Source organism: Pseudomonas sp. DWRC2-2, assembly GCF_049897885.1.
Lineage (GTDB): Bacteria > Pseudomonadota > Gammaproteobacteria > Pseudomonadales > Pseudomonadaceae > Aquipseudomonas > Aquipseudomonas azotoformans_A.
Map to the genome: position 1 here is coordinate 132446 of NZ_JAFCXD010000004.1, position 25930 is coordinate 158375.

General features: G+C 59.7%; 27 protein-coding genes. 8 read left to right on the plus strand and 19 right to left on the minus strand.

Annotation, left to right across the window (positions count from 1 at the left end; translation table 11 throughout):
* Positions 1–28 precede the first annotated feature (28 nt).
* Both ACP7EW_RS19440 and ACP7EW_RS19445 read right to left on the minus strand, forming a co-directional pair.
* On the minus strand, positions 29–412 hold the full coding sequence (locus ACP7EW_RS19440; protein WP_016979039.1) for a PaaI family thioesterase: 384 nt from the start codon (positions 410–412) through the stop codon (positions 29–31).
* Entirely contained in the window at positions 412–2736 is a 2325-nt protein-coding gene (locus ACP7EW_RS19445; RefSeq protein WP_426219060.1) for a Tex family protein, read from the minus strand. The genes ACP7EW_RS19440 and ACP7EW_RS19445 overlap by 1 nt, the downstream gene beginning before the upstream one ends.
* 357 nt (positions 2737–3093) lie before the next feature.
* Here ACP7EW_RS19445 and ompR point away from each other — a divergent pair, with 357 nt between their 5' ends.
* A complete protein-coding gene (gene ompR / locus ACP7EW_RS19450) occupies positions 3094–3834 on the plus strand; it encodes a two-component system response regulator OmpR (protein ID WP_426219062.1) in 741 nt (246 codons plus the stop codon).
* Positions 3835–3951: 117 nt separating this feature from the next.
* The gene (locus tag ACP7EW_RS19455; protein WP_016979042.1) at positions 3952–5265 is read left to right on the plus strand and encodes an ATP-binding protein; all 1314 of its coding nucleotides are present in this window, start codon (positions 3952–3954) and stop codon (positions 5263–5265) included.
* A gap of 95 nt (positions 5266–5360) precedes the next feature.
* On the opposite strand, the gene rimK is transcribed toward ACP7EW_RS19455, so the two are convergent.
* Genes rimK through ACP7EW_RS19470 form a run of 3 tightly spaced genes read right to left on the minus strand, consistent with a single transcriptional unit; the run spans position 5361 to position 7538 of the window.
* Positions 5361–6266 carry a 30S ribosomal protein S6--L-glutamate ligase gene (rimK, locus tag ACP7EW_RS19460; RefSeq protein ID WP_010214091.1) on the minus strand — a complete coding sequence of 302 codons (906 nt, stop codon included), beginning with the start codon at positions 6264–6266 and terminating at the stop codon, positions 5361–5363.
* The gene (locus ACP7EW_RS19465; RefSeq protein ID WP_170949822.1) at positions 6263–6712 is read right to left on the minus strand and encodes an ATP-dependent zinc protease family protein; all 450 of its coding nucleotides are present in this window, start codon (positions 6710–6712) and stop codon (positions 6263–6265) included. The genes rimK and ACP7EW_RS19465 overlap by 4 nt, the downstream gene beginning before the upstream one ends.
* A 46-nt stretch (positions 6713–6758) precedes the next feature.
* A complete protein-coding gene (locus ACP7EW_RS19470; RefSeq protein WP_426219064.1) occupies positions 6759–7538 on the minus strand; it encodes an EAL domain-containing protein in 780 nt (259 codons plus the stop codon).
* Positions 7539–7654: 116 nt separating this feature from the next.
* Here ACP7EW_RS19470 and ACP7EW_RS19475 point away from each other — a divergent pair, with 116 nt between their 5' ends.
* On the plus strand, positions 7655–8062 hold the full coding sequence (locus ACP7EW_RS19475; RefSeq protein ID WP_016979044.1) for an RNA-binding S4 domain-containing protein: 408 nt from the start codon (positions 7655–7657) through the stop codon (positions 8060–8062).
* Between the two features lie 39 nt (positions 8063–8101).
* Here the strand turns inward: ACP7EW_RS19475 and ACP7EW_RS19480 are convergent, their stop codons facing one another.
* Positions 8102–8902 (minus strand): phosphatase PAP2 family protein, encoded by an 801-nt coding sequence (locus ACP7EW_RS19480; RefSeq protein ID WP_426219066.1) that lies wholly within the window; start codon positions 8900–8902, stop codon positions 8102–8104.
* Positions 8903–9006: 104 nt separating this feature from the next.
* On the opposite strand from ACP7EW_RS19480, the gene hslO reads away from it, so the two are divergent.
* Both hslO and ACP7EW_RS19490 read left to right on the plus strand, forming a co-directional pair.
* Positions 9007–9909 (plus strand): Hsp33 family molecular chaperone HslO, encoded by a 903-nt coding sequence (gene hslO, locus ACP7EW_RS19485; protein ID WP_016979046.1) that lies wholly within the window; start codon positions 9007–9009, stop codon positions 9907–9909.
* A 179-nt stretch (positions 9910–10088) separates the two neighbouring features.
* Complete coding sequence (locus ACP7EW_RS19490) at positions 10089–11630, plus strand: phosphoenolpyruvate carboxykinase (RefSeq protein WP_123475322.1); 1542 nt, start codon at positions 10089–10091, stop codon at positions 11628–11630.
* 57 nt (positions 11631–11687) lie between these two features.
* Here the strand turns inward: ACP7EW_RS19490 and ACP7EW_RS19495 are convergent, their stop codons facing one another.
* From ACP7EW_RS19495 to ACP7EW_RS19530, 8 genes are all read right to left on the minus strand, one after another.
* On the minus strand, positions 11688–12551 hold the full coding sequence (locus ACP7EW_RS19495) for an EamA family transporter (RefSeq protein WP_426219068.1): 864 nt from the start codon (positions 12549–12551) through the stop codon (positions 11688–11690).
* A 17-nt stretch (positions 12552–12568) separates the two neighbouring features.
* On the minus strand, positions 12569–12925 hold the full coding sequence (locus tag ACP7EW_RS19500; RefSeq protein WP_033898738.1) for a DUF1493 family protein: 357 nt from the start codon (positions 12923–12925) through the stop codon (positions 12569–12571).
* Positions 12926–13194: 269 nt separating this feature from the next.
* Positions 13195–13839, minus strand: a complete 645-nt coding sequence (locus ACP7EW_RS19505) for a DUF1493 family protein (protein ID WP_426219070.1) — start codon at positions 13837–13839, stop codon at positions 13195–13197.
* Between the two features lie 4 nt (positions 13840–13843).
* A complete protein-coding gene (locus ACP7EW_RS19510; protein WP_426219072.1) occupies positions 13844–14326 on the minus strand; it encodes a hypothetical protein in 483 nt (160 codons plus the stop codon).
* 288 nt (positions 14327–14614) lie between these two features.
* Positions 14615–14911, minus strand: coding sequence for a hypothetical protein (locus ACP7EW_RS19515; RefSeq protein ID WP_426219074.1), 297 nt, complete (start codon positions 14909–14911; stop codon positions 14615–14617).
* A 301-nt stretch (positions 14912–15212) separates the two neighbouring features.
* A complete protein-coding gene (locus ACP7EW_RS19520) occupies positions 15213–15812 on the minus strand; it encodes a putative adenosine monophosphate-protein transferase Fic (protein WP_033898735.1) in 600 nt (199 codons plus the stop codon).
* On the minus strand, positions 15812–15982 hold the full coding sequence (locus tag ACP7EW_RS19525) for a YhfG family protein (protein ID WP_016979054.1): 171 nt from the start codon (positions 15980–15982) through the stop codon (positions 15812–15814). The genes ACP7EW_RS19520 and ACP7EW_RS19525 overlap by 1 nt, the downstream gene beginning before the upstream one ends.
* A 115-nt stretch (positions 15983–16097) precedes the next feature.
* Positions 16098–17147: a S8 family peptidase gene (locus ACP7EW_RS19530; RefSeq protein WP_426219076.1), complete on the minus strand. Its 1050-nt coding sequence runs from the start codon at positions 17145–17147 to the stop codon at positions 16098–16100.
* 164 nt (positions 17148–17311) lie between these two features.
* On the opposite strand from ACP7EW_RS19530, the gene ACP7EW_RS19535 reads away from it, so the two are divergent.
* Together ACP7EW_RS19535 and ACP7EW_RS19540 are read left to right on the plus strand one after the other, a co-directional pair.
* On the plus strand, positions 17312–19249 hold the full coding sequence (locus ACP7EW_RS19535; protein ID WP_426219079.1) for a RecQ family ATP-dependent DNA helicase: 1938 nt from the start codon (positions 17312–17314) through the stop codon (positions 19247–19249).
* Positions 19250–19271: 22 nt separating this feature from the next.
* On the plus strand, positions 19272–19703 hold the full coding sequence (locus tag ACP7EW_RS19540; RefSeq protein WP_016979057.1) for an acyl-CoA thioesterase: 432 nt from the start codon (positions 19272–19274) through the stop codon (positions 19701–19703).
* 25 nt (positions 19704–19728) lie between these two features.
* Here ACP7EW_RS19540 and ACP7EW_RS19545 read toward each other — a convergent pair whose 3' ends face one another.
* The 4 genes from ACP7EW_RS19545 to ACP7EW_RS19560 form a co-directional block, all read right to left on the minus strand.
* Complete coding sequence (locus ACP7EW_RS19545) at positions 19729–20208, minus strand: glycine zipper domain-containing protein (RefSeq protein WP_133076531.1); 480 nt, start codon at positions 20206–20208, stop codon at positions 19729–19731.
* 201 nt (positions 20209–20409) lie between these two features.
* On the minus strand, positions 20410–22758 hold the full coding sequence (locus tag ACP7EW_RS19550; RefSeq protein WP_426219081.1) for an FdhF/YdeP family oxidoreductase: 2349 nt from the start codon (positions 22756–22758) through the stop codon (positions 20410–20412).
* On the minus strand, positions 22755–23594 hold the full coding sequence (fdhD, locus tag ACP7EW_RS19555) for a formate dehydrogenase accessory sulfurtransferase FdhD (RefSeq protein ID WP_426219083.1): 840 nt from the start codon (positions 23592–23594) through the stop codon (positions 22755–22757). Before fdhD ends, ACP7EW_RS19550 begins: the two co-directional genes overlap by 4 nt.
* A 97-nt stretch (positions 23595–23691) precedes the next feature.
* On the minus strand, positions 23692–24579 hold the full coding sequence (locus ACP7EW_RS19560) for a LysR family transcriptional regulator (RefSeq protein WP_426219085.1): 888 nt from the start codon (positions 24577–24579) through the stop codon (positions 23692–23694).
* 132 nt (positions 24580–24711) lie between these two features.
* Between ACP7EW_RS19560 and lysM the strand changes: the two genes are divergently transcribed.
* On the plus strand, positions 24712–25152 hold the full coding sequence (lysM, locus tag ACP7EW_RS19565; protein ID WP_033898718.1) for a peptidoglycan-binding protein LysM: 441 nt from the start codon (positions 24712–24714) through the stop codon (positions 25150–25152).
* Positions 25153–25184: 32 nt separating this feature from the next.
* Here the strand turns inward: lysM and yrfG are convergent, their stop codons facing one another.
* Positions 25185–25847: a GMP/IMP nucleotidase gene (gene yrfG / locus ACP7EW_RS19570; protein ID WP_033898716.1), complete on the minus strand. Its 663-nt coding sequence runs from the start codon at positions 25845–25847 to the stop codon at positions 25185–25187.
* Between the last annotated feature and the right edge of the window lie 83 nt (positions 25848–25930).

Here is a 25930-nt window from a genome sequence, read left to right on the forward strand (position 1 = left end):
GAAATTAACTCAAATCGGGGGTGGGGAGCTATAGGACAGCGAAGGTGCCCTGTGCTTTTGCGACAAGTCTTTCGTCTTGATACACATCCGCCTCGACCACCAACGTGCGGCGACCGGCATGAATCACCCGGCTGGTGCACAGCACGTCACCGTCGGACACGGCGCGGATATAGTTGATCTTGCACTCGATGGTCGCGCTCTGCTGGTCGAAACCATGGGAGCTGGAACAGGCCAGCCCCATCGTAATGTCCACCAGGCTGAAAATCGCCCCGCCATGGAGCTTGCCCGCGCGGTTGCGCAGTTGCGGCTCCAGGGTCAGGGCCACCTCGGCAACGCCTTCTTCAAGGCGTTGCAGGCGGCAGCCGATCAGTTCGCTGAACGCGCTCTGGGTCAAACCGGCCGGGATTTCCATCAGCGTTTCTTCAACTGTTTGGCGTTGGCGAACAGCGAGGCCATAGCGTTGTTGCTTGGCGCTGCGGTGGCGGTTTCTTTGCGCGGTGCATTGTTCTGCGACTGGCGCGGTGCCGAACCCGGACGAGCACCACGGGCACCGTCGATTTTCTCGCCGGGGGTGTCGCTCATGCGCATCGACAGGCCAACGCGTTTGCGCGGGATGTCGACTTCCATCACCTTGACCTTGACCACGTCGCCGGCTTTCACCGCTTCACGCGGGTCTTTGATGAACTTCTCCGAAAGCGCGGAGATATGCACCAAACCGTCCTGATGCACGCCGATGTCCACAAAGGCGCCGAAGTTGGTCACGTTGGTGACCACGCCTTCGAGGATCATGCCCAGCTCCAGATCCTTGAGGTCTTCGACGCCGTCCTGGAACTCGGCGGTCTTGAACTCGGGACGTGGGTCGCGGCCAGGTTTTTCCAGCTCTTGCAGGATGTCGGTGATGGTCGGCACACCGAAGGTTTCGTCGGTGTACTTCTTGGGGTCCAGGCGCTTGAGGAACGCAGCATCGCCGATCAGCGAGCGGATATCGCGGTCGGTCTCGGCGGCGATGCGCTGCACCAGCGGGTAGGCTTCCGGGTGGACTGCGGAGGAGTCCAGCGGGTTGTCGCCGTTCATTACGCGTAGGAAGCCGGCGGCTTGTTCGAAGGTTTTCTCGCCCAGACGCGCGACTTTTTTCAGCGCTGCACGGGTTTTGAACGCGCCGTTTTCGTCGCGGTGGGCCACGATATTTTGCGCCAGGGTGGCGTTGAGGCCGGAAATCCGCGCCAGCAAGGCGACGGAAGCGGTGTTCACGTCCACGCCCACGGCGTTTACGCAGTCTTCCACCACCGCGTCCAGGCCGCGTGCCAGTTTCAGCTGCGACACGTCGTGCTGGTACTGGCCGACGCCGATGGATTTAGGGTCGATCTTCACCAGCTCGGCCAATGGATCCTGCAGTCGACGGGCGATGGACACTGCGCCACGGATCGACACGTCAAGGTCCGGGAACTCCTTGGAAGCCAGTTCCGACGCCGAGTACACCGAAGCGCCGGCCTCGGAGACCATGACCTTGGTCATTTTCATGGCTGGGTATTTCTTGATCAGCTCGGCGGCCAGCTTGTCGGTTTCACGGCTGGCGGTGCCGTTGCCGATGGCGATCAGGTCCACCGCGTGCTTGGCGCACAGGGCAGCCAGGATCGCCAGGGTCTGGTCCCATTTGTTGTGCGGCACATGCGGATACACCGTGGCGTGGTCCAGCAGCTTGCCGGTGGCGTCGACCACGGCAACCTTGCAGCCAGTGCGCAGGCCCGGATCGAGGCCCAGCGTGGCGCGTGGGCCGGCCGGGGCCGACAGCAGCAGGTCGTGCAGGTTGTGGGCGAACACGTTGATCGCCTCGGTCTCGGCGCCGTCGCGCAGCTCGCCGAGCAGATCGGTTTCCAGGTGGGTGTAGAGCTTGACCTTCCAGGTCCAGCGCACCACTTCACCGAGCCACTTGTCCGCAGGACGGTTCTGATTCTGGATGCCGAATTGTTGACTGATCATGCCTTCGCACGGGTGCATGGTGCCCGGCAATTCGTCGCCGACCTTCAGCGCGGAACTGAGAATGCCTTCGTTGCGGCCACGGAAAATGGCAAGCGCACGGTGGGACGGCATGCTTTTCAGCGGCTCGTCATGTTCGAAGTAGTCGCGGAACTTGGCGCCTTCTTCCTCTTTGCCGGCGATGACACGGGCGCTGAGGATAGCTTCCTGCTTCAAGTAAGTACGCAGTTTTTCCAGCAGGCTGGCGTCTTCGGCGAAGCGCTCCATGAGGATGTACTTGGCGCCTTCGAGGGCGGCCTTGACGTCCGCGACGCCTTTTTCGGCGTCGATGAAGCGGGCGGCTTCGGTGTCCGGGGTCAGCGACGGGTCGTTGAACAGACCGTCGGCCAGCTCGCCCAGGCCGGCTTCCAGGGCGATCTGGCCCTTGGTGCGGCGCTTCTGCTTGTACGGCAGGTAGAGGTCTTCGAGGCGGGTCTTGGTGTCGGCGAGCTTGATGTCGCGCTCAAGCTGTGGAGTCAACTTGCCCTGTTCCTCGATGCTGGCGAGGATGCTGATGCGCCGTTCGTCGAGTTCTCGCAGGTAGCGCAGACGCTCTTCCAGGTGACGCAGTTGGATGTCGTCGAGGCTGCCGGTCACTTCTTTACGGTAACGGGCGATGAAAGGCACCGTGGAGCCTTCATCCAGTAGAGCGACGGCCGCTTCGACCTGTTGTGGGCGTACACCGAGTTCCTCGGCGATGCGGCTGTTGATGCTGTCCATAAAACCACCTGAAATTCTGAAAAGCAGCTCGCAGGCCTGGAAAACAAGGCCCTGGGAGGCTGGTTGAGCGGCCCGACTGGCGCCGCTGCCTGGGTCAAGAGGCAGCCTATTGACCCTCGAAATCGAAAAAATCACACAAGCGGGTAAAAAAAGCCTCGGCAGCAAACGGTAACGATCTGAAGTTGCCCTGCACGACGGCGCCGCATTATAACCAGCGTTCTGTCCTTGGGGGGGGATTGCGCCAACGGTTGTAGGGCGCGGGTTCGCTGGCAGTTGAGGAAAAATCTGCTAACAATGCACACGGTGCGTATAACGGCAGCTAGGCCATAATGCGCGCCGAGATAAGAGGAGCATCTAATGAGCAGCACTGCACAAACTGCTGAAGGCGAAAAAATTCTCATCGTTGACGACGACCCGGGGCTGAGCAGCCTGCTGGAGCGCTTCTTCAACTCCAAGGGCTACCGTGCCCGCGCGGTGCCGAACACCGAGCAGATGGACCGTTTGTTGGGGCGTGAAGTCTTCAACCTGGTCGTACTCGACCTGATGCTGCCCGGCGAAGACGGCCTGACCGCCTGCAAACGCCTGCGCGGCGCGAACAACCAGATTCCCATCATCATGCTCACCGCCAAGGGCGATGAGCTGAGCCGCATCAAGGGCCTCGAACTGGGCGCTGATGACTACCTGGCCAAGCCGTTCAACCCCGACGAGCTGATGGCTCGGGTCAAAGCCGTACTGCGTCGCCAGGCACCGCCGGTTCCAGGTGCCCCAGGCAGCGAAGACGAGAGTGTCACCTTTGGCGACTACGAACTGTCGCTGGCGACTCGTGAGCTCAAGCGTGGCGAAGAAGTGCATATGCTCACCACGGGTGAATTCGCCGTGCTCAAGGCCCTGGTGATGAACGCTCGCCAGCCTTTGACCCGCGACAAGCTGATGAACCTGGCCCGTGGTCGGGAATGGGACGCTCTGGAGCGCTCCATCGACGTGCAGATTTCCCGTCTGCGCCGGATGATCGAGCCGGATCCCTCCAAGCCACGGTACATCCAGACGGTATGGGGCGTGGGTTATGTGTTTGTGCCGGACGGCAATAAAACCAGTTGACCGGTGATTTGCAGGGGCGGGCATCCTGGCGTTTGACTCCATGAGGGTCGACGGGATGTCCGGCGTCTGCAATTCTGCGAGCGCCGCTCGTTTCTGCAAGGTATCTAGCAGTCTTCTATGAAAACCCCGCTGTGGTTCCCCCAAAGTTTTTTCTCCCGCACCCTTTGGCTGGTGCTGATCGTCGTTCTGTTTTCCAAGGCACTCACACTGGTTTATCTGTTGATGAACGAGGACGTGCTGGTGGACCGGCAATACAGCCACGGTGTCGCCTTGACGCTGCGCGCCTATTGGGCGGCAGACCCGGAGAACCGTGAGAAGATCGCCAAGGCCGCGACCCTGGTGCGCGTCGCCGGTGCAGGTGTGCCGGAGGGCGAGCAGCATTGGCCCTACAGTGAAATCTATCAACGCCAGATGCAGGCCGAACTGGGTGAAGACACCGAGGTGCGGCTGCGCATGCATGTGTCGCCCGCATTGTGGGTGCGTGCGCCGAGCCTGGGCGAAGATTGGTTGAAAGTCCCGTTGTACCCGCACCCGCTGCGGGGGCAGAAGATCTGGAACGTGTTGGGCTGGTTCCTGGCGATCGGTCTGCTTTCAACGGCCTCGGCATGGATTTTCGTACGCCAGCTCAACCAGCCGCTTAAACGCCTGGTGTTTGCCGCCCGACAACTGGGCCAGGGGCGCAGCGTGCGCCTGCCGGTCAGCGATACGCCGAGTGAGATGACCGAGGTGTACGGCGCGTTCAACCAGATGGCGGAAGACGTCGAACAGGCCGGGCGCGAACGCGAGTTGATGCTGGCGGGGGTGTCCCATGACTTGCGCACACCGTTGACACGCCTGCGCTTGTCTTTGGAGTTAATGGGCAACCATAGCGACCTCACTGATGACATGGTCCGCGACATTGAGGACATGGACGCGATCCTCGACCAGTTCCTGGCGTTTATCCGCGATGGCCGTGATGAAGTGGTTGAGGAAGTCGACCTGACGGACCTGGTGCGTGAGGTGGTCGCGCCCTACAACCAGAACGGTGAGCAGGTACGTATGCGCCTGGAGCCGATCCAGCCGTTTGCGTTGCGTCGGGTGTCGATGAAGCGCCTGTTGAACAACCTGATCGGCAACGCCTTGCATCACGCCGGTTCCGATGTGGAAGTGGCGGCTTATGTGTCCGGCGACAGCGCTGCGCCTTATGTGGTGCTGAGCGTAATGGACCGGGGCGCAGGCATCGACCCGGACGAGTTGGAAGGCATCTTCAACCCGTTCACCCGTGGCGACCGGGCCCGGGGTGGCAAAGGCACAGGGCTAGGGTTGGCGATTGTGCGGCGGATTGCCTCGATGCATGGCGGCAATGTTGAGTTGCGTAACCGAGAAGAAGGTGGCCTGGAGGCGCGTGTGCGGTTGCCGCTTGGGTTGATGTTGCCTAGAGATGCGGTCTGACAAACGCTAAGTCATCAAATGTGGGAGCTGGCTTGCCCGCGATAGCCATAGTGGATTCACCACTGCTATCGCAGGCAAGCCAGCTCCCACACTTTTTAGCCCTTACCCTTGGTCCTCGTCATATTCGGCCCACCATTCTTCTCCAGATGCTGAATGATGATCCCCGCCACATCCTTCCCGGTGGTGGTTTCAATGCCTTCCAGGCCCGGTGACGAGTTCACCTCCATCACCAGCGGCCCGTGATTGGAGCGCAGGATATCCACACCCGCCACACTCAACCCCATCACCTTGGCAGCCCGCAGTGCCGTCATGCGTTCTTCCGGCGTGATCTTGATCAGGCTAGCGCTGCCGCCACGGTGCAGGTTGGAGCGGAACTCCCCCGGCTTGGCCTGGCGCTTCATCGCCGCAATCACCTTGTCGCCCACCACGAAGCAGCGGATATCCGCACCCCCGGCTTCCTTGATGTATTCCTGCACCATGATGTTCTGCTTGAGGCCCATGAACGCCTCGATCACGGATTCGGCCGCTGTCGCGGTTTCACACAGCACCACACCGATACCTTGGGTGCCTTCCAGCACCTTGATCACCAGCGGCGCGCCGTTGACCATGTCAATCAGGTCGGGGATGTCATCGGGGGAGTGGGCAAAGCCCGTCACCGGCAGGCCGATACCCCGGCGCGACAACAGTTGCAGCGAGCGCAGCTTGTCCCGTGAACGGGCAATGGCGACCGACTCGTTGAGGGGAAATACCCCCATCATTTCGAACTGGCGTAACACCGCGCAGCCATAGAACGTCACCGAGGCGCCGATGCGTGGGATCACCGCATCAAACCCCTCCAGCGGCTTGCCCCGGTAGTGGATCTGCGGCTTGTGGCTGGCAATGTTCATATAGGCACGCAACGTGTCGATCACCACCATTTCGTGGCCACGTTCGGTGCCGGCCTCAACCAGGCGGCGGGTGGAATACAGACGCGGGTTTCGCGACAGCACAGCAATCTTCATGCAGCACCTGGGACAGATAGAGTAGAGACCGGGAACACCGGCTTGTCTTGAACGTACTTGATGCCGGGATTGACCACCAGTTGGCCGTCAATCAAGGCTTTGGAACCCAGCAACAGCCGGTAACGCATGGCTTTGCGGCAGGCCAGGGTAAATTCCACCCGCCATACCCGATCACCCAGCGCCAACGTGGTGCTGATGACATAGCGCACCTGCGCATGGCCGTTGGAGCTCTTGATGGTTTTCATCGTCACCAGGGGCGCTTCGCAGCGGCGGTGACGCAGTTGCACAACGCTGCCCAGGTGCGCGGTAAAGCGCACCCACTTCTCACCGTCACGCTCGAACGGCTCGATATCGGTAGCGTGCAGGCTTGAGGTGCTGGCACCGGTGTCGATCTTTGCTCGCAGGCCTGCCACTCCCAAGTCGGGAAGTGCCACCCACTCACGCAGACCCACAACGGTCAAATGGTCAAATGTCTTCAATAGGGATAACCGGTCAATTCGTCCAGGCCTGAGGGGGAACCTCGGCCAGGGCGTTGAATGCAGGCTTGGCGAACCAGTAGCCCTGCATCAGAAATATTCCGCAGTCGGACAGGAAGTCGCGCTCGCCAGCACTTTCGATGCCTTCGGCGATGACAGTAACCCCCAACTGCTCACAGATTGTGACAACCCCCTGGACGATGACCTGACGGACACGATCCTGATCGACATCGCGGATCAGCGCCATGTCGAGTTTGATCAAGTCAGGTTGGAAATCGGCCAGCAGATTCAGCCCCGAATAGCCCGCGCCGAAATCGTCAATGGCGGTCATGAAGCCGAATTCGCGGTATTCACGCAGAATATTCGTCAAATGGCGATAGTTATCTACATGCTCGCTTTCCAGTGTCTCGAAAATCAGCTGGTTCAACGGGAAATTATGCGCGCGCGCCGCCTCCAGGGTGCTGCGGATACACAACTCCGGACGGTACACGGCATTGGGCATGAAGTTGATCGAAAGGTGGGTTTGCATGCCCAAGGCCGCCGCCCCGGCAATCGCCTGGGTTCGGCAGCGTTGGTCAAAGCGGTAGCGGTTGCTTTCGTTGACCTGGTCAAGCACCGACAGCGCGCCTTCGCCATGCGTGCCACGCACCAGGGCTTCGTGGGCAAAGATCGAATGGTCCCGCAGATCTACGATAGGCTGGTACGCAAATGCAAAATCGAAACCGAGAGGCTCGCTTTGCTGGCATCCCACACAGCGCTGGTTGGGCGAGGTGAGTGAAAGGGGGAATTCGGTCACAGCATATCCTCGCGAAAACAGGGTGCTACCTGGCGTATCTTAGGTGAGCCTAGGGGTTTATGCGTCGAAGGGCTTCAACGTTAAAGTTGCGACATTTTTCAGAGCGAGGAATTCAAGTGGCTCAAAAGCAGGAAGAGGAAGAAAAGGTCCGATTGGACAAGTGGCTGTGGGCCGCGCGTTTTTATAAAACCCGTGCCCTGGCCAAGGCCGCCATTGAGAGCGGCAAGGTGCACCATCGCGGCGAGCGCTGCAAGCCGGGCAAGGAGCCGCGTGTCGGCGATGAGTTCCAGATTCGTGTCGGGTTTGATGAAAAGACGGTCGTGGTTCAGGCGCTTTCCATCGTGCGCCGTGGTGCGCCTGAAGCACAGGCGTTGTACACCGAGACCGAAGCCAGCATCGCCAAGCGTGAAAATGCGGCCGCGATGCGCAAGGCGGGCGCCACGGGTATGACCACCGATGGCAAGCCGAGCAAGAAGCAGCGCCGCGACCTGTTCAAGTTTCGCGGCAGTGGCAATGATGATTGACGGCGACAGTGAGGGAGCAAGCTCCCTCACCCTTGGCCATCACGCTGGGCGAACCACACTCAGTCGACTGATCAGCGGCATGTGCTGAAGCAGGCCGAACACCGGCGCCGTCACCCGCAGCAACCCACTCGAAACCTTCGCCGCGAACGGCGTGTAATACCCCCATCCCAACGCCAACAGCGCCAGCAACACACCGCCAATGTAATCGTCCTGGCCCCAATGCGCGCCCGCCACCAGGCGCGGCATCATGAACAGCAGCGCCAGGCCCCAGATCACCAGCACCTGACCAATACGCTTGGCGAACACCGTCATGAACATCCCCCAGATCAACAGCACCGACGCGTGATCCCCTGGAAAACTCTGACTCGAACGGTCCTTCAATTCCCAGGTCTTCTCCAGCCCCGGGAAGTAGTCGCTCATCTGGATCGCTCCGCTGATCACCATCGACGGGCTGCTGTGCTGCCAACCCATGTGCGCCGCGAACTTGGAAAACAACATGCGGATAAACAGCAACAGCAGCAGAATGCCGACAAAACCTAACAATGCCTGGCGCACCTGCACGGCCTTGAATACCCAGTCGCCGCGAATCAGTAGCGTCAGCAGAATGATGCCGACCACCGCATCGAACGGCCGCAAACTGGCTACCGCCCACACGTGCAGCCAGGTCGAGTTGCTGGCCAGCGGGTCATTGAGCAGATGAAACAGCCACTCGTCGAAAAGCACACATAGCATCTGGCCCGTGGGCCACAGCCAGAAACACAGCAGTGCGATAGCGAGTAGATTGCAAAAGGCCCATCGCCCGAGGTTCCACTTGGCTTGGAACAAACCCGGATTGTTCATAAACTGTCCCTCACGGCTCTAGAAAACCGCACCAAAACGGTGCTAAAGCGTTTAATTCTATAAACCTTGTAATCAATTTGTCATCAATTCAGATACCCAGACCTATGACTGATCTACCGGATACCGACTTCACCCAACGCTTCATTTTCGACGAGAGCGACGCCCGCGGCGAGCTGGTCTCGCTGGAGCGCAGCTATGCGGAAGTCCTCGCCAAGCACCCCTATCCGGAGCCGGTCGCGCAACTGCTCGGGGAGCTGATGGCGGCGGCGGCGCTGCTGGTGGGCACCATGAAATTCGACGGGTTGCTGATCCTGCAGGCGCGTTCCGAAGGCCCGGTGCCGATGCTGATGATCGAATGCTCCAGCGAGCGCGAAATCCGAGGTTTGGCTCGTTACGAAGCCGACCAGATTGCCCCGGACGCCACCTTGTCCGACCTGATGGCCAACGGCGTGCTGGCGATCACCGTCGACCCCACCGAAGGCCAGCGCTACCAAGGCATCGTCGACCTGGACGGCGAAACCTTGTCGGACTGCTTCACCAACTACTTCGTGATGTCCCAGCAGGTCGGCACCAAGTTCTGGCTCAACGCTGACGGCAAACGCGCCCGCGGCATGCTGTTGCAGCAATTGCCACCGGATCGCATCAAGGACGAAGACGAACGCACCGACAGCTGGCGCAAGCTGACGGCCCTGGCCGGTACCCTCACCGCTGAAGAGCAACTGGGCCTGGACAACGAAACCATCCTGCATCGCCTGTACCACGAAGAAGCCGTGCGACTGTTTGACGCACAAGGCCTGCACTTCAATTGCAGCTGCTCGCGCGAGCGCTCGGCCAATGCCTTGGTCAGCCTCGGCCTGGAAGATGCGCAAAACCTGGTGGTAGAGCACGGCGGGCATATCGAGATCGACTGCCAGTTCTGCAACGAGCGCTACCTGTTCGATGCGGCCGATGTCGCCCAATTGTTCGCCGGCGCAGGCATCGACACCCCTTCCGACACCCGCCACTAAAACGTTTAAGCACAGGTAAATCACCTGACAAACGCCGGATTAGCGCAGTTCTGACGGGAGGGCCCTACTCTTTTTGGGCTTTTCTGGCATAATCCGGCCCACTTTTTTCGCGGTAGTAGTGCGCAACTTTCTACTACAAAACGTTTGGAGCACTCGGCCATAGGCCGACGGGGAACCTCATGACGCAAGCCAACAACGCCGTATACACCGATCTGAGTGTTGACGATCTGGTTAAAGAAGCCCTGCAGCGTGGTGAAGGCGTGCTCGCCGATACTGGCGCGCTGGTCGTCGAAACCGGTCACCGTACTGGCCGTTCGCCGGTCGACCGTTTCATCGTTGAAGAGCCTTCCACCCAGGCTTCCATCGCCTGGGGCCCGATCAACCGCAAGTTCCCGGCCGACAAGTTCGATGCCCTGTGGGCTCGCGTCGAGGCCTTCAACAACGCGCAAGAGCATTTCGTTTCCCATGTTCACGTAGGGGCTGCCGAAGACCACTACCTGGCCGTGAAAATGACCACCCAGACTGCCTGGCAGAACCTGTTCGGTCGTTGCCTGTTCATCAACCCGGCCCAGTACAACCCGGCCGGTCGTGAAGAGTGGCAAGTGCTCAACGTGGCCAACTTCGAATGCGTGCCAGAGCGTGACGGCACCAACTCCGACGGTTGCGTGATCCTCAACTTCGCCCAGAAGAAAGTGCTGATCGCCGGCATGCGTTACGCCGGTGAGATGAAGAAAGCCATGTTCTCGGTGCAGAACTTCCTGCTGCCGGCGTCCGACGTGCTGCCAATGCACTGCGCCGCCAACATCGGCGAAGCAGGTGACGTGACCCTGTTCTTCGGTCTGTCGGGCACCGGCAAAACCACCCTGTCCGCCGACGAAAGCCGTTACCTGATCGGTGACGACGAACACGGCTGGGGCGAAGGCGTGGTGTTCAACATCGAAGGCGGTTGCTATGCCAAGTGCATCGACCTCTCCGAGAAGAACGAGCCGGTCATCTGGAAAGCCATCAAGCACGGCGCCGTGCTGGAAAACGTGGTGATCGACGAGGCCAAGCACGCCGACTACACCAACGTCAGCCTGACCCAGAACAGCCGCGCGGCCTACCCGCTGGAGCACGTTGCCAAGCGTTCCGAGAAGAACCTGGGCGGCGAGCCAAACGCGGTAATCTTCCTGACCTGCGACCTGACCGGCGTACTGCCGCCTGTGTCGATCCTCAGCGAAGAACAAGCGGCCTACCACTTCCTGTCCGGCTACACCGCACTGGTGGGCTCGACCGAAATGGGTTCCGGCGGCGGCATCAAGTCGACCTTCTCCACCTGCTTCGGCGCACCGTTCTTCCCGCGCCCGGCTGGCGAATACGCAGAGCTGCTGATCAAGCGCATCCGCGGCTTCGGCTCCAAGGTCTACCTGGTCAACACCGGCTGGACCGGCGGCGGCTACGGCGTCGGCAACCGCTTCAACATCCCGACCACTCGCGGCGTCATCGCAGCGATCCAGAGTGGCGCGTTGATCGGTGCCGAAACCGAACACCTCGACACCATCAACCTCGACGTGCCACTGGCCGTACCGGGCGTTGAAACCGGCCTGTTGAACCCACGTAACACCTGGGCCGACAAAGCTGCCTACGACGAAGCGGCGAAGGCGCTGGCGGGTCTGTTCATCGAGAACTTCAAGAAGTTTGACGTGAGCGATGCGATCAAGGCTGCGGGTCCTAAGTTGTAAGATTCGAGCGTTGTGAAAAAGCCGCCTCTTGTAGGCGGCTTTTTTGTGCGCGAACGCTCAGTCGGCGATGTGCAGAACCACCGCGCCGAGCAGTACCAGCACAACCCCCACCACCTGCACCGCCGACAACCGCTCCTTGAAAAACACAAACCCCAGAATCGCCGCAATCCCGCCCGACAACGTACTGATCACCGTCACCACTGACACCGACCCCGCCATCGCCCCCCAGGAAAACGCCGAGAACCCGCCCAGGTTCATCAAGCTTGCACCGGTCAGCGTTGCGCAGTTTTTCAGCGGTGGGATTTTCAGGCCGTCCTTGATCTTCAGCACCATCACCACCAATACGCAGAGCCCCACCAGGTAACCGAGCCACAGCATGGTGATCGGCCCCAGCGCGGGCAGGGTGTAGCGGCCTTGCAGCCAGAAACTGGTGCCGTACAGCAAGGCGGCGAGCATGGCGTAGGCGATCGACTGGCGAGGGTTGTTGTGGGGGACGCCGTTGTCTTTATGAATGCTGGAGAGGATCACGCCGATCACGCACACGGCGATGCAGCCCAGTTGCGTCAGGCTGATGTGCTCGCCGCTGGCCCAGGACAGCAAGGTGGTCACCACGCCGTAGGACGTCACCAGCGGCGCGACGATGGCGGCTTTGCCAAGGGCGAAGGCCTTGGACAGCGCCAGGGCGCCGGAGACGGTGAGCAGGGCGGCGGCGACGCCCAGCAGCCAGACGCTCAGCGGGGCGTCGAGGGATTTGAACAGCAAGCTTGGGAGAATGACCAGCAGCACAGTCATGATCAGGAAGCCGAGCGCTTGGCCGAAATACACCGCGCGTTTAACGCCCACGGCTCTGGCGTTAAGGCCCACGAGAAAATCCGTACCACCCCAGAGCAGGGCGGCCAGCAGGCCCATTGTTACGTCCATGTAAGGTCCTTAGTGTTTCAGCTCAGGTTTTCCAGCGTCTGCGTGTCCCAGCTTTGAGTCTTGATGGCCAGGTAGAGCATGCCGAGGGTCAGCGGCACTTTTTCGCCGCGTCCCTTGGCGCGGCGTTTGAGAAACACATCGAACACCGGCGGGTTGAAGTAACGATAAGTGTCGAAGTCGCCCAGGTCGAGCGCAAATTCCTGCTCCAGCGCTTCCATCAGTTGCTTGGCCTCACTGCCGTCGCAGCCGAGGTCGAAGTTGATCGAGGTTTGCAGGCGGATCGTCTTGTGTTTGGGCAGGCCGATTTCTTCGTGCAGCAGTTGCAGGAGTTGCTGCATGACGGGGTCTTCGGGGAAGTTGGGCGCGAGATTCATGGTGGGGGCACGCAGGAGTGAGTGAGGTGAGCGGTGGCGGCGAAGCGGGTATTTGTTTCGGGTGATGAAGAGTGCCAAGCCTATCAAGAATATGAAGACAGGGAGGAAGGGCATTCTGAGGATGACCGCCACATAGGGTAGGAGGAACGTCAAGGTGAGGCCTGTTGCGATAAAAATGAGAGCGAAGCGCTTTCTAAGGGTACGGTCAGTAATCTGATAATGAAGCAACAGGTAGAACCCGAGAAAACACACTAATTGCAGGCAGAAATTCATGGTTTCTCGTACGCCTTGGCTTCGAGTGTCCGGGTGTCCCAGTGCTTGGCTTTGACGGCTTGGTAGAGCATGTCGATGGTTAGAGGGCGCTTTCCCGTGCTGCCTTTTTCCACATATCGCAAATAGGCATCAAAGCCGCGACGCTTGAAGTATCGGTTGCTGTTGTAGTCACCTGGTCTCAAACCGAAATCCAGCTTCAGCAGTGCCATCAATTGCTTGGCTTCGGCACGATTGCACCCGAGATCGTGGTTGACTGACGTGTTGAGGTAGATGGTTTTGTGTTTGGGCAGGCCGATGCCCTCATGCAAAATTTGCAAGAGGTGGAGCATGAGCGGGTCATCAGGAAAGTCCGGCGCAAGGTTCAAGGTCGGGGCGATGAGTAAAGGGTGAGTGGTTTTAGCCCTGCGATAGATATTTTGGGTGCTCAATAAGCGTATGCCTGTCACGAAGGCGACTATCGGCAGGCTTTCAAGCCGTGCCTCTCTGATCCAAGAGGTGGCATATAACAGGAGTGTTGGGCCCGCTACCAATAGGCAGAGTCCAAGCCATCTTCTGAGCAAGGGCTGCTTTATTATTCTGTCGACGATGATGGCCAGTGCGAGAAGAGGCAGTAAGTTGATCCACTGAAGGTATTCATTCATTGCATTAGCCACTCTGGAACTGCCGGACCATGGCCGACAGTGATCGCTGGGGGCCAATTCCGCCGTTGACCTGTGCGTCGAGGCCAATTACCACATCACCGGCGTGATAGCTGCGAATGATCCCTTTAATAATCAAGCCAGCAGCTGCCCCAGCGGCGAACCCAACGGCTGGCGATGCCAGGCTCATGGGCGCTGACACGGCGCTGCTGATTAATCCTGCAACGATCTCCCCACGAGTGTTGAGTAAGTCAGCTTGTTGCCGGGTAAGCGGTTTGGAGATCGCAACCGTCATTTTGCAAGGCAGATCGCGAGCAAGCATTTTGCTGTAGAGATCTAGGAGTCTTTGGCGCACTTCGTTTGCAGACGTACCTGCTTCCAGCAGGCAAAGGTTTACCAGTGCAGAGTGATCGGCAGGCGGGACGACAAAACGCAGCACCGTGAAGGTAACCCCGTAGTGGCCGATATGTTGAGTCCTTTCGATATTCACGGGTATTTGCCGGGGGCTGTTGAAAGGGCGCTAGTTTCAGTCAGAGAAAGGTGAGTTTTGTAGAGGGGCGGGCAGGAGTTTTAAGCAGTTTCGGAAGGGGATGTCGTGGCGCTGGGAGGTTTCTTACAGGGCTTTCTTGGATTTTTGGGTTGGCAGTGATTTTCGGTTGTTAAAGCGTTCAGTGGTAGGGGCGAGCTTGCTCGCGAAGAACTCAAGTACGCGACGGTTATACAGAGTTACCGTGTCATCGTTGACGATCTTCGCGAGCAAGCTCGCTCCTACAAAAGCTTAGGTGTATGGCTGTTGAGGTTGCAGCTGCACGTGCTGCGCTGCTTCCAGCAAATCACAGCCGTCCTGAACGAGCAGATACAAGGCGTTGGTGATGTGGGAAATATCTTTGAGGTCGGCTTGTTCGAAGGTCAGGCAGGAAAAGGTTTCAAGCAGGTCCGTAGCTGCGCGGATGCGTTGATGGGCGGCGGACTGGATGTCTTCGGCTTTGGCTTGCGTGTCGATGATAAGCGGATGGGTATCGGTGAAGTTGGTGCGTAGCTGACGATAGCGGTCCATCGTTTCAGGTATTTGCATTTCAAGGTACTCGGTTTGCTGTTAGGTAACCGACATCACCGTGGCCAAACGGTGGGTGGCGGACTGTGCGCGGGTTGGCCAGCCGGAAACAGCACTCCGACACGTCCGAAGACGTCCCCCACACAGCCGCCATAGCACTGCGATACGAGACGATAGACGTTCGAAGAGTACGTAATGGCACTTATGTGTGCTGTTTTTCGAGTGACCAAACCCGGTCGCTGATTTGGCAGCGACGAAGCGAACCTTAGAAGTGAGTCAGTTTCCGGGCAATAAACAGATGGTTTAACTTGACAGGGTTCGATCAAGCCCCGACAGGCCGACTCACACACCGCTCAAAAATCGCCTCCAACCCCCGGTAATCACACGCCACCGCATCAATATTCGCCGGTATCCACGCCGCGTGTTTCACCAGCCACCAGTTCACCGAAAACCCGGCGTTGACGATGATCTGTTCGAACAAGATCCGTTGCGCCCGGCCGTTGCCTTCGCGGAAGGGGTGGATAACGTTGAGGTCGCCGTAGGCCTCGGCAATCTGTGTGATCAGCTCAGCCTGACTCACACCCACATACCAGTTCGCCTCTTGCATACGCCGGATGATCTTCGCCGCTTCCGGCGGGATGCGTTCCGGGGTGCAGAACAGGGTGTCGCCTTTCTGGATGTTGACGCTGCGCAATTCGCCGGCCCAGTCGTAGAGGTCGCTGAACAGGGTGCGGTGGATGTGTTGCAGGCGGTCGAGGTCGTAGGGCGGAGGGAAGAGCGGGAGGTTGCCTACGGCGATTTCGGATAATTCCCGCTCGGCTTGGTGCAGGCGGGCTTCGTCGTGCAAATCGAGGCGGTTGCGCAGCACGCTACTACCGGGATAGCAGTACGGATCCTGGCCCACCCCATATTTGTCGAGCATCAGCGTGGGGTGTTGCGGTACTTGGCGAGGACGGCTTCGCGGGTCGGCAGGGGTTTGTCGACGTCGGCGGGTTGGGTGTCGAACCCTTCCAGGCGCAGGCTGGCCAGGTAATTGGAACGGCGGATCTTGTGGTAGTGATCCTGTTTTTGCTCAAACGTCGGTTCGCTCATGGCAGCGTACTCCTGGGTAGCAAGACTTTATTGTAGCGCAATGCTTCAGAGGGTAGGCCGGAGAAAAGATCACATCAACGTGCCCCAGTGGGGGCATTGTCTGTTTGCGCAATAGCTACGGGCGCGAGGCGGCGTCGAGGTCCATCAACCCTCGGCCATAGGCTTCGCTGTTGGCATAGATACCCGTTCGATTCGCCGTACTGAGCAGGCGCTCACGCACTTGTTGCGGTGTCATCTCGGGAAAGCGACTCTGCAATGCCGCCAAGGCACCACTGACCAACGCAGCGGCCGGCGATGTGCCGGCGGTGGGTCCGTAGCTGCCATCCTTGTTGGTGGTCAGCAACCCAGCGCCACCATCGCCCCCTGGCACCGCAATGCACCAGCGTGCCGCGAGGCCGCAATAATTGGATTTGAGATTGATGGCCGTGCCGTCGTTCTTGAGGGCCATGACGGCAATCCAGCCTTTCTCCAGTTCCGGCACCAGCGCGGGCAGGCCGGGTTCGGCGAGTGGCTCACGCTTGACCTCGTTACCTGTTGAAAAGACGAATACAGCCCCTTCGCCCACTAGCTTTTTTGCCACGCCCAACGAGTCACCCATCAGGCGTTCGTAGATGGGAACCTCGTTGGTGTTGGCTTCAATGGGGTTCGCCCATGAGTTACTGAAAATGCGTGCCCCTTTGCTATAGGCCAGCTCCCAGGCCTGGGCGATTTCACTGTCGAAGTAGAACGGCTCCTTATCATCACCGAAGCGCATAGGGATCAACTGGGCGTTGAAGGCGATGCCATGGATGCCTTGATCGTTCTTGTTGGCGGCGAGAATGCCGGCCATCTGGGTGCCGTGACCCTTGATGTCGAGGGTGCCGGGCTGCTGTGTCACGAAGTCATAGCCTGGATCGGCCACACGCCCGTGGAACTCGGGCAGTGCCTGGTTGAGGCCGGAGTCGATCAGCGCGACTTTAACGCCCTGGCCAGTGCCACCCCGCGCGTAGAGGGAGGAGGCTTTGACAATGGGCAGGGCTTTTTGCTCGAAGTATTCGGGTGTTTCAAAACGCTGTGTATCCGGTTCGGCAGGTATTGGGGCGGGGGCATTTGCACAGCCCAGCAGCAATAACGACAGCGTGAACACGACGAGGTGTTGCAGTGAAAACAGTGTGCATCGAGACATCCACGACTCCTTGTCGGGGGTAGGTGATCTGGCGTGTTACTGTCTGCGTTTTTGCGCGGGCTTGCTGGTTTTCTCTGTATCAGTTTGTAGCGTTTATCCCCGACCTTTTCTTGATCGCTGATCTATGTTTTTGATTCCTTCAGCGGTCAACGGAGTGACAGCCTATGCACGACACCCTCCAGCAGGTTTTTGGTTATCCACAGTTTCGCCTGGGTCAGGAAGAGACGGTCAGCGCCGTGCTGGCCGGCCGTTCGGCAGCGGCTATTTTTCCAACGGGGTCGGGCAAGTCCCTGTGTTATCAGCTGTCGGCGGTGCTGCTGCCGCACCTGACGCTGGTGGTGTCACCGCTGTTGGCGCTGATGCAGGACCAACTGGGTTTCTTGCAGCGCCACGGTATTTCGGCGGGCAGTATCGATTCGGCCCAGAGCCGCGAGGACGCCAATAACGTGATGGCCCGCGCGCGTTCCGGCGAATTGAAGATCCTGATGATTTCTGTTGAGCGCCTGAAGAACGAGCGCTTTCGTAACTTCCTGCAAAGCGTGCAGATCTCGCTGTTGGTGGTGGACGAGGCGCACTGTATTTCCGAGTGGGGCCACAACTTCCGTCCGGACTATTTGAAGCTGCCGGACTACCAGCGTCAGTTCAATATCCCACAAGCGCTGCTGTTGACGGCTACAGCGACGCCCAAGGTGATTGCCGACATGCAGGCGAAGTTCGCCATTGCACCGGACGATGTGGTCACCACGGGCTTTTACCGGCCCAATCTCAACCTGTTGGTGGAGCCGGTCAGCGGTGCGGACAAGCGTCGCCGGTTGGTGCAATGGATGAGCGAGCGTGCCGATCAGCCGAGCATCGTCTACGTCACCCTGCAAAAAACCGCCGAGCAGATTGCCGAGCATTTGAACCGCAACGGTATCCAGGCCGAGGCCTATCACGCCGGTTTGCCTCACGAAAAACGCGAGGGTATCCAGCAGCGCTTCATGGGTGGGCGCTCCAATTGCATCGTCGCCACCATCGCGTTTGGCATGGGCATCGACAAAAGTGATATCCGCAATGTGGTGCACTTCGACCTGCCCAAGTCCATCGAGAACTACAGCCAGGAAATCGGCCGCGCGGGGCGTGATGGGCAACCCTCCGATTGCCTGGTGTTGGCCAACCGCGACAGCCTCAATGTGCTGGAAAACTTCGTGTACGGCGATACGCCGGAGCAGGAGGGCATTCGCCGGGTGCTCGACGAGTTGCAGGCCGCGCGAGGCGATGGGCAGTGGGAGTTTTTGCTCAGGTCTTTGTCGGACCACAGCAACATCCGCGAGCTGCCGTTGAAGACGCTGCTGGTGCAGTTGGAGCTCAAGGGCGTGATTGCGCCGCGTTATGCGTTTTATGCCGAGTACCGTTTCAAGTACCTGATCGAACCCGAGGCTTTGCTCGCGCGCTTTACGGGTGAGCGGCAGCAGTTTGTCGCGGCGATCATCCAGGTGTGCAAGCGGGCCAAGACCTGGGCGACAGTGGATTTTGACGCGCTTTATCAACAGCATAATGCCGAGCGTAGCCGGGTGGTGAAGGCGCTGGATTACTTTCAGGAGCAAGGCCTGATCGAGCTTGAGAGCAAGCAGATGACCGAGGTCTACAGCTTGCTTGATACCGAGTTTGACCCTGATGTCATGAGCAAAGAGTTATACACAGGCTTCAAGCAGCATGAGGTGGGTGAGGTCGCACGGATTCACGCCATGCTTGATCTGTTCGCCACCGAACACTGCCTTGGTCAACGCCTGGCGCAGTATTTCGGCGATGAAGACGCGCCCCAGCGTTGCGGGCATTGCTCGGTGTGCCACGGCCATGTTGCGCACCTTCCGCCGCCGCCAGGTTTGCCGCCGCTTGTGGATAAAAACTTTATGGGGCTGTGCGGTGATTTTATCCACAGGCATCATGAACACACCGGCCACTTGCCTGGGGCGGAACGCCTGACGCGTTTCCTCGGTGGTATTAGCGTTCCGCTGTTTACCAAGTTGAAGGCGCGGGGCATTCCGGGCTTTGCTGCGCTGGAGGATTATCCCTACGCCGAGGTCCGCGAGTGGGCCCAGGACCATCTGAATGACCTGTAAACCCATTTCACGAGACTTGCCCATGTCTGATTCAGTGCCGCAACGCGCCGATTACCCGCACTTCCAGCCGATCATTACGCGCTGGCACGACAACGATGTGTATGGTCATGTGAACAACGTGACTTACTACAGCTTTTTCGACACGGCGGTGAATACCTACCTGATCGAGCAAGGTGGGCTGGATATTCATGACGGTGAAGTGGTGGGATTCGTGGTGAGTTCGGCGTGCGATTACTTTGCGTCGATCGCCTTTCCCGAACGCATCGAGATCGGCCTGCGGGTGGGCAAGCTGGGCAATAGTTCAGTGCAGTACGAATTGGCGGTGTTCAAGCAGGGCGAAGAAGAGGCCTGTGCGGCGGGGCGCTTTGTGCATGTGTTTGTGGAGCGGGGTTCGAACCAGCCGGTGACGATTCCGGGGATGTTGCGCGAGGCGTTGCAGCGGTTGGTGGTGTAGGCGCGAACGCCTACACCCTCAGGCCTTAGCGGTGACGGTAGTGATGCTTGTTCTTGCGATGGCCATAGGCATGTCCGCGGCCACGGTGATCATCGCGGTCATAGCGACGGTTATCCCGCCCACGGGAGCGACGATCATCGTCATCGCTCTTGTTGCCCATGTAGTTACCCAACGCGCCACCTGCGCCACCGCCGGCCGCTGAGCCGATCAGTGCGCCGGTGCCGCCGCCGACACTGCGGCCCACCACGTTGCCACCGGCCGCGCCCAGTGCGCCACCAATGGCCGCTTCGCCACGGCTGCGTTTGTCCGCACCCACCGCACTGCCGCCTGCGCCGCCCAGGGCTGCGCCGATGGTCGAGCCGGTGTTGCCGCCGATCGACTGGCCAACAACCGAGCCTAGAACCCCGCCCAATGCGCCGCCCACACCGGCTTCGGTGGTGCCACCGGCCATGGCTGCGCCACTGACCAGGCCAAGGGACAACAAGAGAATCGAGGAGAACTTCATTAGGGAGACCTCAAGAGGATGACGGCGCGATCCTGAGGCTGTATCGGAGTGGTGACAATAGAAATCCGACCAGTAACACGAGTTGTACACAATTCGCTAAGTTACTGTTTTTGTTGGGGAACTTAAGTTGTTTTTGTGAGTCTTTAACTACTTCGGAATGGCCGCTTTTATGCAAAAGCGGCCTTTTTTGTGCCCGAAGATTTATGCAGAGCGCGCCATGATCAGCCCGTTGTCACTCGCCGCTTCCAAACGGATCGCCACGAATTTCGATGTCGGCGTATGGCTGCCATCCCCGGTGCTTTCCAGCGGCACCAGTGGGTTCACCTCCGGGTAGTAGGCCGCAGCCTGCCCGGCCGGAATATCAAACGCCAGCAGGGTGAAGCCCTTCACGCGGCGCTCGCGACCGTCTTCCCACAGCGACACGATGTCGGCCTTCTGTCCCGGCTTGAAGCCCAGGCGGATGATGTCGGCTTCGTTGACGAACAGCACGTCACGCTGGCCCTTGACCCCACGGTAGCGGTCGTCCAGGCCATAAATAGTGGTGTTGTACTGATCGTGGGAACGCATCGATTGCATGATCAGGTCGGGCACACGACCGGTCGCATGAGTGCGTTCGTGGATCAGGTCCTTGGGCAGGATATTCGGACGGAAGTTGGCGCGGCCCGACGGGGTGTTCCAGCGGCGTGCACCGGCGGAGTTGCCCAGGTAGAAGCCACCCGGATTCTTAATTTTCTCGTTGAAGTCCTTGAAACCCGGAATGGTGTCGGCGATCAGGTCGCGGATGCGCCCGTAATCGGCCACCAGCCAGTTCCAATCCACCGGCTTGCTGCCCAGGGTGGCGGCAGCGATACCGGCCAGAATCGCAGGCTCCGACTTCATCAGCTTCGACAGTGGCTGCAATTGGCCGTTGGAACCGTGGACCATGCTGAACGAGTCTTCCACCGTCACCGCTTGCGGGCCGTCGGCCTGGATGTCGATGTCGGTACGGCCCAGGCACGGCAAGATCAGCGCGTCTTTGCCGTGCATCAGGTGGCTGCGGTTGAGCTTGGTGCTGATCTGCACGGTCAAGTCGCAATTACGCAGGGCTTCGAAGGTGCGCGGGCTGTCCGGCGTGGCTTGGGCGAAGTTGCCACCCAGGCCGATAAACACCTTGGAGCGGCCTTCAAGCATGGCGTGAATCGCTTCGACCACGTTGTGGCCATTGACGCGCGGCACCTGGAACTGGAAGCGCCGTTCCAGGGAGTCGAGGAACGCCACGGGTGGACGTTCGTTGATGCCCATGGTGCGGTCGCCCTGCACGTTACTGTGGCCACGCACCGGGCACAGGCCGGCGCCTGGGCGGCCGATGTTGCCGCGCAGCAGCATCAGGTTAGCGATTTCCTGGATGGTCGGCACCGAATGGCGGTGCTGGGTGATGCCCATCGCCCAGCACATGATCACGTTCTTGCCTTTGGCGTACATGCGCGCCGCTTGCTCGATCTCCACCAGGGTGAGGCCGGACTGCTCGACGATTTCATCCCAGGAGGTGTCGTCGATCTTGCCCAGGTAATCCAGCACGTTGGCGGTGTGTTCGTTGAGGAAGTCGTGGTCGAACACGGCTTCTTTGCCTTCGGCCTGCGCCTGGCGCTCCCACAGCAGCAGGAACTTGGCCATGCCGCGCAGGATGGCCATGTCGCCACCCAATGCCGGGCGGAAGTAGGCAGTGTTGGTCGGTTTGTCGCCGTTGGTGAGCATTTCCAGCGGGTGTTGCGGATGCTGGAAGCGTTCCAGGCCGCGCTCTTTCAGCGGGTTGATGCACACAACCTGGGCGCCACGCTTGACCGCCTCGCGCAGCGGTTCGAGCATGCGCGGGTGGTTGGTGCCGGGGTTCTGGCCCCAGACGAAAATCGCATCGGCGTGTTCGAAGTCATCAAAGGTCACGGTGCCTTTGCCGACGCCCACGCTTTGCGCCAGGGCAACGCCGCTGGCTTCGTGACACATGTTCGAACAGTCGGGAAAGTTGTTGGTGCCGTAGGCACGCACGAACAGCTGATACAGGTACGCTGCTTCGTTGCTGGCGCGGCCCGAGGTGTAGAACTCGGCCATGTCCGGGCTCGGCAGGGCGTTGAGGTGCTTGCCAACCAGGTCGAAGGCCGCTTCCCAACTGATGGGTTGGTAGCGGTCGGTTTCAGCGTCATAGCGCATCGGTTCGGTCAGACGGCCTTGGTATTCCAGCCAGTAGTCGCTTTGCTCCAGCAGGGCCGTCACGCTGTGTTTAGCGAAGAACGCCGCGTCGACGCGACGCTTGGTGGCTTCCCAGTTGACCGCCTTGGCGCCGTTTTCGCAGAACTTGACCATGCCGCTTTCCGGCGAATCACCCCAGGCGCAGCCAGGGCAATCGAAGCCGCCATTCTGGTTGGTCTTGAGCATCATGCGCAGGTTTTTCAGCGCGTTGTCGCTGGTCAGCCAGGCCTGCGCCACGCTGATCAGTGCGCCCCAGCCGCCGGCCGGGCCCTTGTAGGGCTTGTAGCGCGGGGTGGGGGTTTGGTCGGCTTGGTGGTGCTGGCTCATGGCTGGTTCTCCATCGCAGGGCTGTAGACCCGCGGCGCACTTTTCTGCGGCAGGTGGATGAGATTGAGGTTATGCCGGCGGGCCCATTGCAGGGCCAGTCCGGTGGGTGACGACAGGCTGACCAGGGTCTGGATGCCCGCGCGCAGGACCTTCTGGATCAACTCCAGGCTGCAACGGCTGGTAACAATCGCCAGGCCGCCTTCGGTCGGAATCTTTTGGCGGATCAAGGCGCCAATCAATTTATCCAGGGCGTTGTGCCGGCCGATGTCTTCACGACCGAGCAACAACTCGCCCTGGCCGTTCATGAACACGGCCGCATGCACGGCGCCGCTGTATTGGCCCAGGGGCTGAAAGGCGCTGATGCGTTGGCGCAGGCCATCCAGCCACTCGGCGGGCGGCAAGGGCGCGCCGGGCAATACCTGGAGGTCTGGCAGGGCCTGTTCAACGGCTTCCACGCCACACAAGCCACAGCCGCTGGTGCCTGCCAACTGGCGGCGCTGTTGTTTGAGGTTCCAGAAGGCGCGGCTGGAGATCTGCACCTGAGCGTATTGGGCTGAGCCCGAACCGCTGAGTTTCAGATCATAAATATCGCTAACGTCGGCGATAATGCCGCTACCGATGCTGAAACCGACAATAAAGTCTTCCAGGTCCGTCGGCGTCACCAGCATCACTGCTTGGCTGATGTCGTTGTAGGCAATCGCCAACGCCACTTCTTCCGCCAAGGCTGTGCTGGCGGGTTCTGTGTGTTCGAGATTGCAATACTGGTAGCTCTGGCTGGCGGCGGGCGCTGGCGTTTCGAGAGCGGGCGCCGCGCAGACTGGGCGCTTGGCGTTCATGGGGCAGTACCACCGGCGGATTGATCAGTGTTTAGACTAGGCGCGACAAAGCGTCGCGTCTAATTGCCAGTACTGATCTACCGATAGATGACGTCGATCAAGGTTCGTTTTGCGATTTCTGATACAGCGCGAAACACGCCTCCGCCAGTGCAGAGCGCGGCGCGCTGCGGCGCATGATCAGTCCCAGGCGTGCGAGGGTGTGGGCGTCCTCGATCGGCTGCAGGCGCAGGTGTTCGGTGAGTGCGTCCAGGCCGCCATCCAGCGGCATCACCGCGCAACACAATCCACCGTGCACGGCTTGTAACAGTTGATGGACGGCGTCGGTCTGCAGCAGCGGTTGCGGGTTGAGCCCACGGCTGTGGAAGTTGTGGTCGATGGATTGGCGAAAGTGCATACCGCTGGTGAGCATGCCCAACGGCAGTTCGATCAGCGCCTCCCAGCTCAACGGCGTATCACCGAAACTGAAGAAGCGCTGGTCGTAGAGCAGGCCCATGCGGGTTTCGCCCAAGGCCAGCGAGTCGAAGCGTTCGCTGTCCAGGCGTTCCAGGTAGGACACGCCCAAATCCAGCCGGTTACTCGCCAGTTGTTCCAGGATCTGCTCCGAGCTGAGCGCGGAGAGCTCAAAGCGCAGGCTTGGGTGTTCCTTATGCAGTTGCTGCATCAAGGCCAAAGGATCAAAGCTCGACAGTGGCACCACGCCCAGGCGCAATGTGCCCACCAGGTTGCCGCGACAAGCCGCCGCCTCGGCCTGCAAACCGTCATAAGCCGCCAATACCGTGCGTGCCCACGCCAGCACGCGTTCGCCGGGTGCGGTAAAGCCTTCGAAGCGCTGGCCACGATTGACCAATGGCAGATCAAGCTCTTCCTCAAGGTTGCGCAGGCGCATCGACAGGGTCGGTTGGGTGATGTGGCAACGCGCCGCCGCCTGGCCGAAGTGACGGGTTTCGTCGAGGGCGATGAGGAATTTCAGCTGTTTGATGTCCATCTTCGCTCCAGGGCTTATTCCAATGGCGGGGGGATTCTAGCGCGTTTGGGTCTTTGGCCGGGCCGGAACCCAAATCCGTAGGACTGGTCTAGTCTTGGGCATCTGGAACTCAAATCCCAAGGAGAGCGCACTATGAGCATTTTCAGCTTTATCAAGGAAGCCGGCGAAAAGATTGTCGACCTGTTGACGCCGGGTAATGCAAACGCCAGCGAGCAGTTGAAGGACCATGTGTCCAAAGTGGGTCTGGGTAATCCGAATGTGCAGACCACAGTGGATGGCGACAAGGTGACCGTGACCGGTGAAGTCGCCACCCAGGAAGAGAAAGAGAAGATCCTGTTGGCGCTGGGCAATATCGCCGGTGTGGCCAGTGTGGATGACCAGATCACCGTATCCGGCCCGGCCGTGGCTGCCGCCCGTTTCGTCGTGGTGAAAAAGGGCGACACCCTCAGCGCGATTTCCCTGGCGGTGTATGGCAATGCCAACCAGTACAACAAAATCTTCGAGGCCAACAAGCCGCTGTTGTCGCACCCGGACAAGATTTACCCAGGGCAGACTTTGCGTATTCCTGAGTAAGCAGCACGCCGTAGGGGCGGGCGTGCTCGCTCCTACAACCCGATAATCAGCTCGCGATAATCCCCCACCGCTGCAAACTCCGCCGTGTCCTTTGGCCCCTTCTGGCTGTCTGGCTCCTTCACCGCCAGCAAATGCCCGACGCCAAACGCCTGGGCGCTGCGCAGAATCGGCAAGGTATCGTCGATAAACAGACTGCGGGCCGGGTCGAAGTGGATGTCGGCTTGCAGGGCATCCCAGAACTGCGGGTTTTCCTTGGCGAAACCGTAGTCGTGGGAGCTGATCAACCGTTCGAAATACGGCGCCAGTTCAATGCGTTCCAACTTCAATGACAGCGAATCACGATGAGCGTTGGTGATCAGGATCACGCGCTTGCCGGCCTGTTTGATTGCCGCCAGGAAGGTGTCGGCGTCCGGGCGCAGGGCGATCAGGTGGGCGGTTTCCAGCTTGAGTTCGCGTACAGGGATCTTCAGTTCGGCACTCCAGAAATCCAGGCAATACCATTGCAACTGTCCGGCGTTACGCTCGAACAGAGGCTGCAACTCCATCTCCGCCATGGCCCGGCTTACTCCGTGCAACTCGGCGTAGCGCTGGGGCAGGTGCTCCATCCAGAAGTGGTTGTCGAAATGCAGGTCGAGCAGGGTGCCGTCCATGTCCAGCAGGACAGTGTCGATGGCGTGCCAGGGCAAAGAAGGCATGGGGCGGTCTCATGTAAGTAAAAATATCCGACACAGACAATCGGAAAAGCCACGGTATAGTAACCCGATCACGCCAAGGAGCC

Excerpts from the sequence above, each read along its gene's own strand:
- ACP7EW_RS19515 (WP_426219074.1), bottom strand. The coding sequence starts at position 14,911 with ATGCAAATACCTGAAACGATGGACCGCTATCGTCAGCTACGCACCAAC.
- ACP7EW_RS19560 (WP_426219085.1), bottom strand. The coding sequence starts at position 24,579 with ATGGACATCAAACAGCTGAAATTCCTCATCGCCCTCGACGAAACCCGT.
- ACP7EW_RS19545 (WP_133076531.1), bottom strand. The coding sequence starts at position 20,208 with ATGAAGTTCTCCTCGATTCTCTTGTTGTCCCTTGGCCTGGTCAGTGGC.
- ACP7EW_RS19440 (WP_016979039.1), bottom strand. The coding sequence starts at position 412 with ATGGAAATCCCGGCCGGTTTGACCCAGAGCGCGTTCAGCGAACTGATC.
- fdhD (WP_426219083.1), bottom strand. The coding sequence starts at position 23,594 with ATGAACGCCAAGCGCCCAGTCTGCGCGGCGCCCGCTCTCGAAACGCCA.
- ACP7EW_RS19535 (WP_426219079.1), top strand. The coding sequence starts at position 17,312 with ATGCACGACACCCTCCAGCAGGTTTTTGGTTATCCACAGTTTCGCCTG.
- ACP7EW_RS19550 (WP_426219081.1), bottom strand. The coding sequence starts at position 22,758 with ATGAGCCAGCACCACCAAGCCGACCAAACCCCCACCCCGCGCTACAAG.
- lysM (WP_033898718.1), top strand. The coding sequence starts at position 24,712 with ATGAGCATTTTCAGCTTTATCAAGGAAGCCGGCGAAAAGATTGTCGAC.
- ACP7EW_RS19520 (WP_033898735.1), bottom strand. The coding sequence starts at position 15,812 with ATGCTCGACAAATATGGGGTGGGCCAGGATCCGTACTGCTATCCCGGT.
- rimK (WP_010214091.1), bottom strand. The coding sequence starts at position 6,266 with ATGAAGATTGCTGTGCTGTCGCGAAACCCGCGTCTGTATTCCACCCGC.
- ACP7EW_RS19480 (WP_426219066.1), bottom strand. The coding sequence starts at position 8,902 with ATGAACAATCCGGGTTTGTTCCAAGCCAAGTGGAACCTCGGGCGATGG.
- ACP7EW_RS19500 (WP_033898738.1), bottom strand. The coding sequence starts at position 12,925 with ATGAATCTCGCGCCCAACTTCCCCGAAGACCCCGTCATGCAGCAACTC.
- yrfG (WP_033898716.1), bottom strand. The coding sequence starts at position 25,847 with ATGCCTTCTTTGCCCTGGCACGCCATCGACACTGTCCTGCTGGACATG.
- ACP7EW_RS19530 (WP_426219076.1), bottom strand. The coding sequence starts at position 17,147 with ATGTCTCGATGCACACTGTTTTCACTGCAACACCTCGTCGTGTTCACG.
- ACP7EW_RS19525 (WP_016979054.1), bottom strand. The coding sequence starts at position 15,982 with ATGAGCGAACCGACGTTTGAGCAAAAACAGGATCACTACCACAAGATC.
- ACP7EW_RS19445 (WP_426219060.1), bottom strand. The coding sequence starts at position 2,736 with ATGGACAGCATCAACAGCCGCATCGCCGAGGAACTCGGTGTACGCCCA.
- hslO (WP_016979046.1), top strand. The coding sequence starts at position 9,007 with ATGACTGATCTACCGGATACCGACTTCACCCAACGCTTCATTTTCGAC.
- ACP7EW_RS19490 (WP_123475322.1), top strand. The coding sequence starts at position 10,089 with ATGACGCAAGCCAACAACGCCGTATACACCGATCTGAGTGTTGACGAT.
- ACP7EW_RS19495 (WP_426219068.1), bottom strand. The coding sequence starts at position 12,551 with ATGGACGTAACAATGGGCCTGCTGGCCGCCCTGCTCTGGGGTGGTACG.
- ACP7EW_RS19540 (WP_016979057.1), top strand. The coding sequence starts at position 19,272 with ATGTCTGATTCAGTGCCGCAACGCGCCGATTACCCGCACTTCCAGCCG.
- ompR (WP_426219062.1), top strand. The coding sequence starts at position 3,094 with ATGAGCAGCACTGCACAAACTGCTGAAGGCGAAAAAATTCTCATCGTT.
- ACP7EW_RS19455 (WP_016979042.1), top strand. The coding sequence starts at position 3,952 with ATGAAAACCCCGCTGTGGTTCCCCCAAAGTTTTTTCTCCCGCACCCTT.
- ACP7EW_RS19505 (WP_426219070.1), bottom strand. The coding sequence starts at position 13,839 with ATGAATGAATACCTTCAGTGGATCAACTTACTGCCTCTTCTCGCACTG.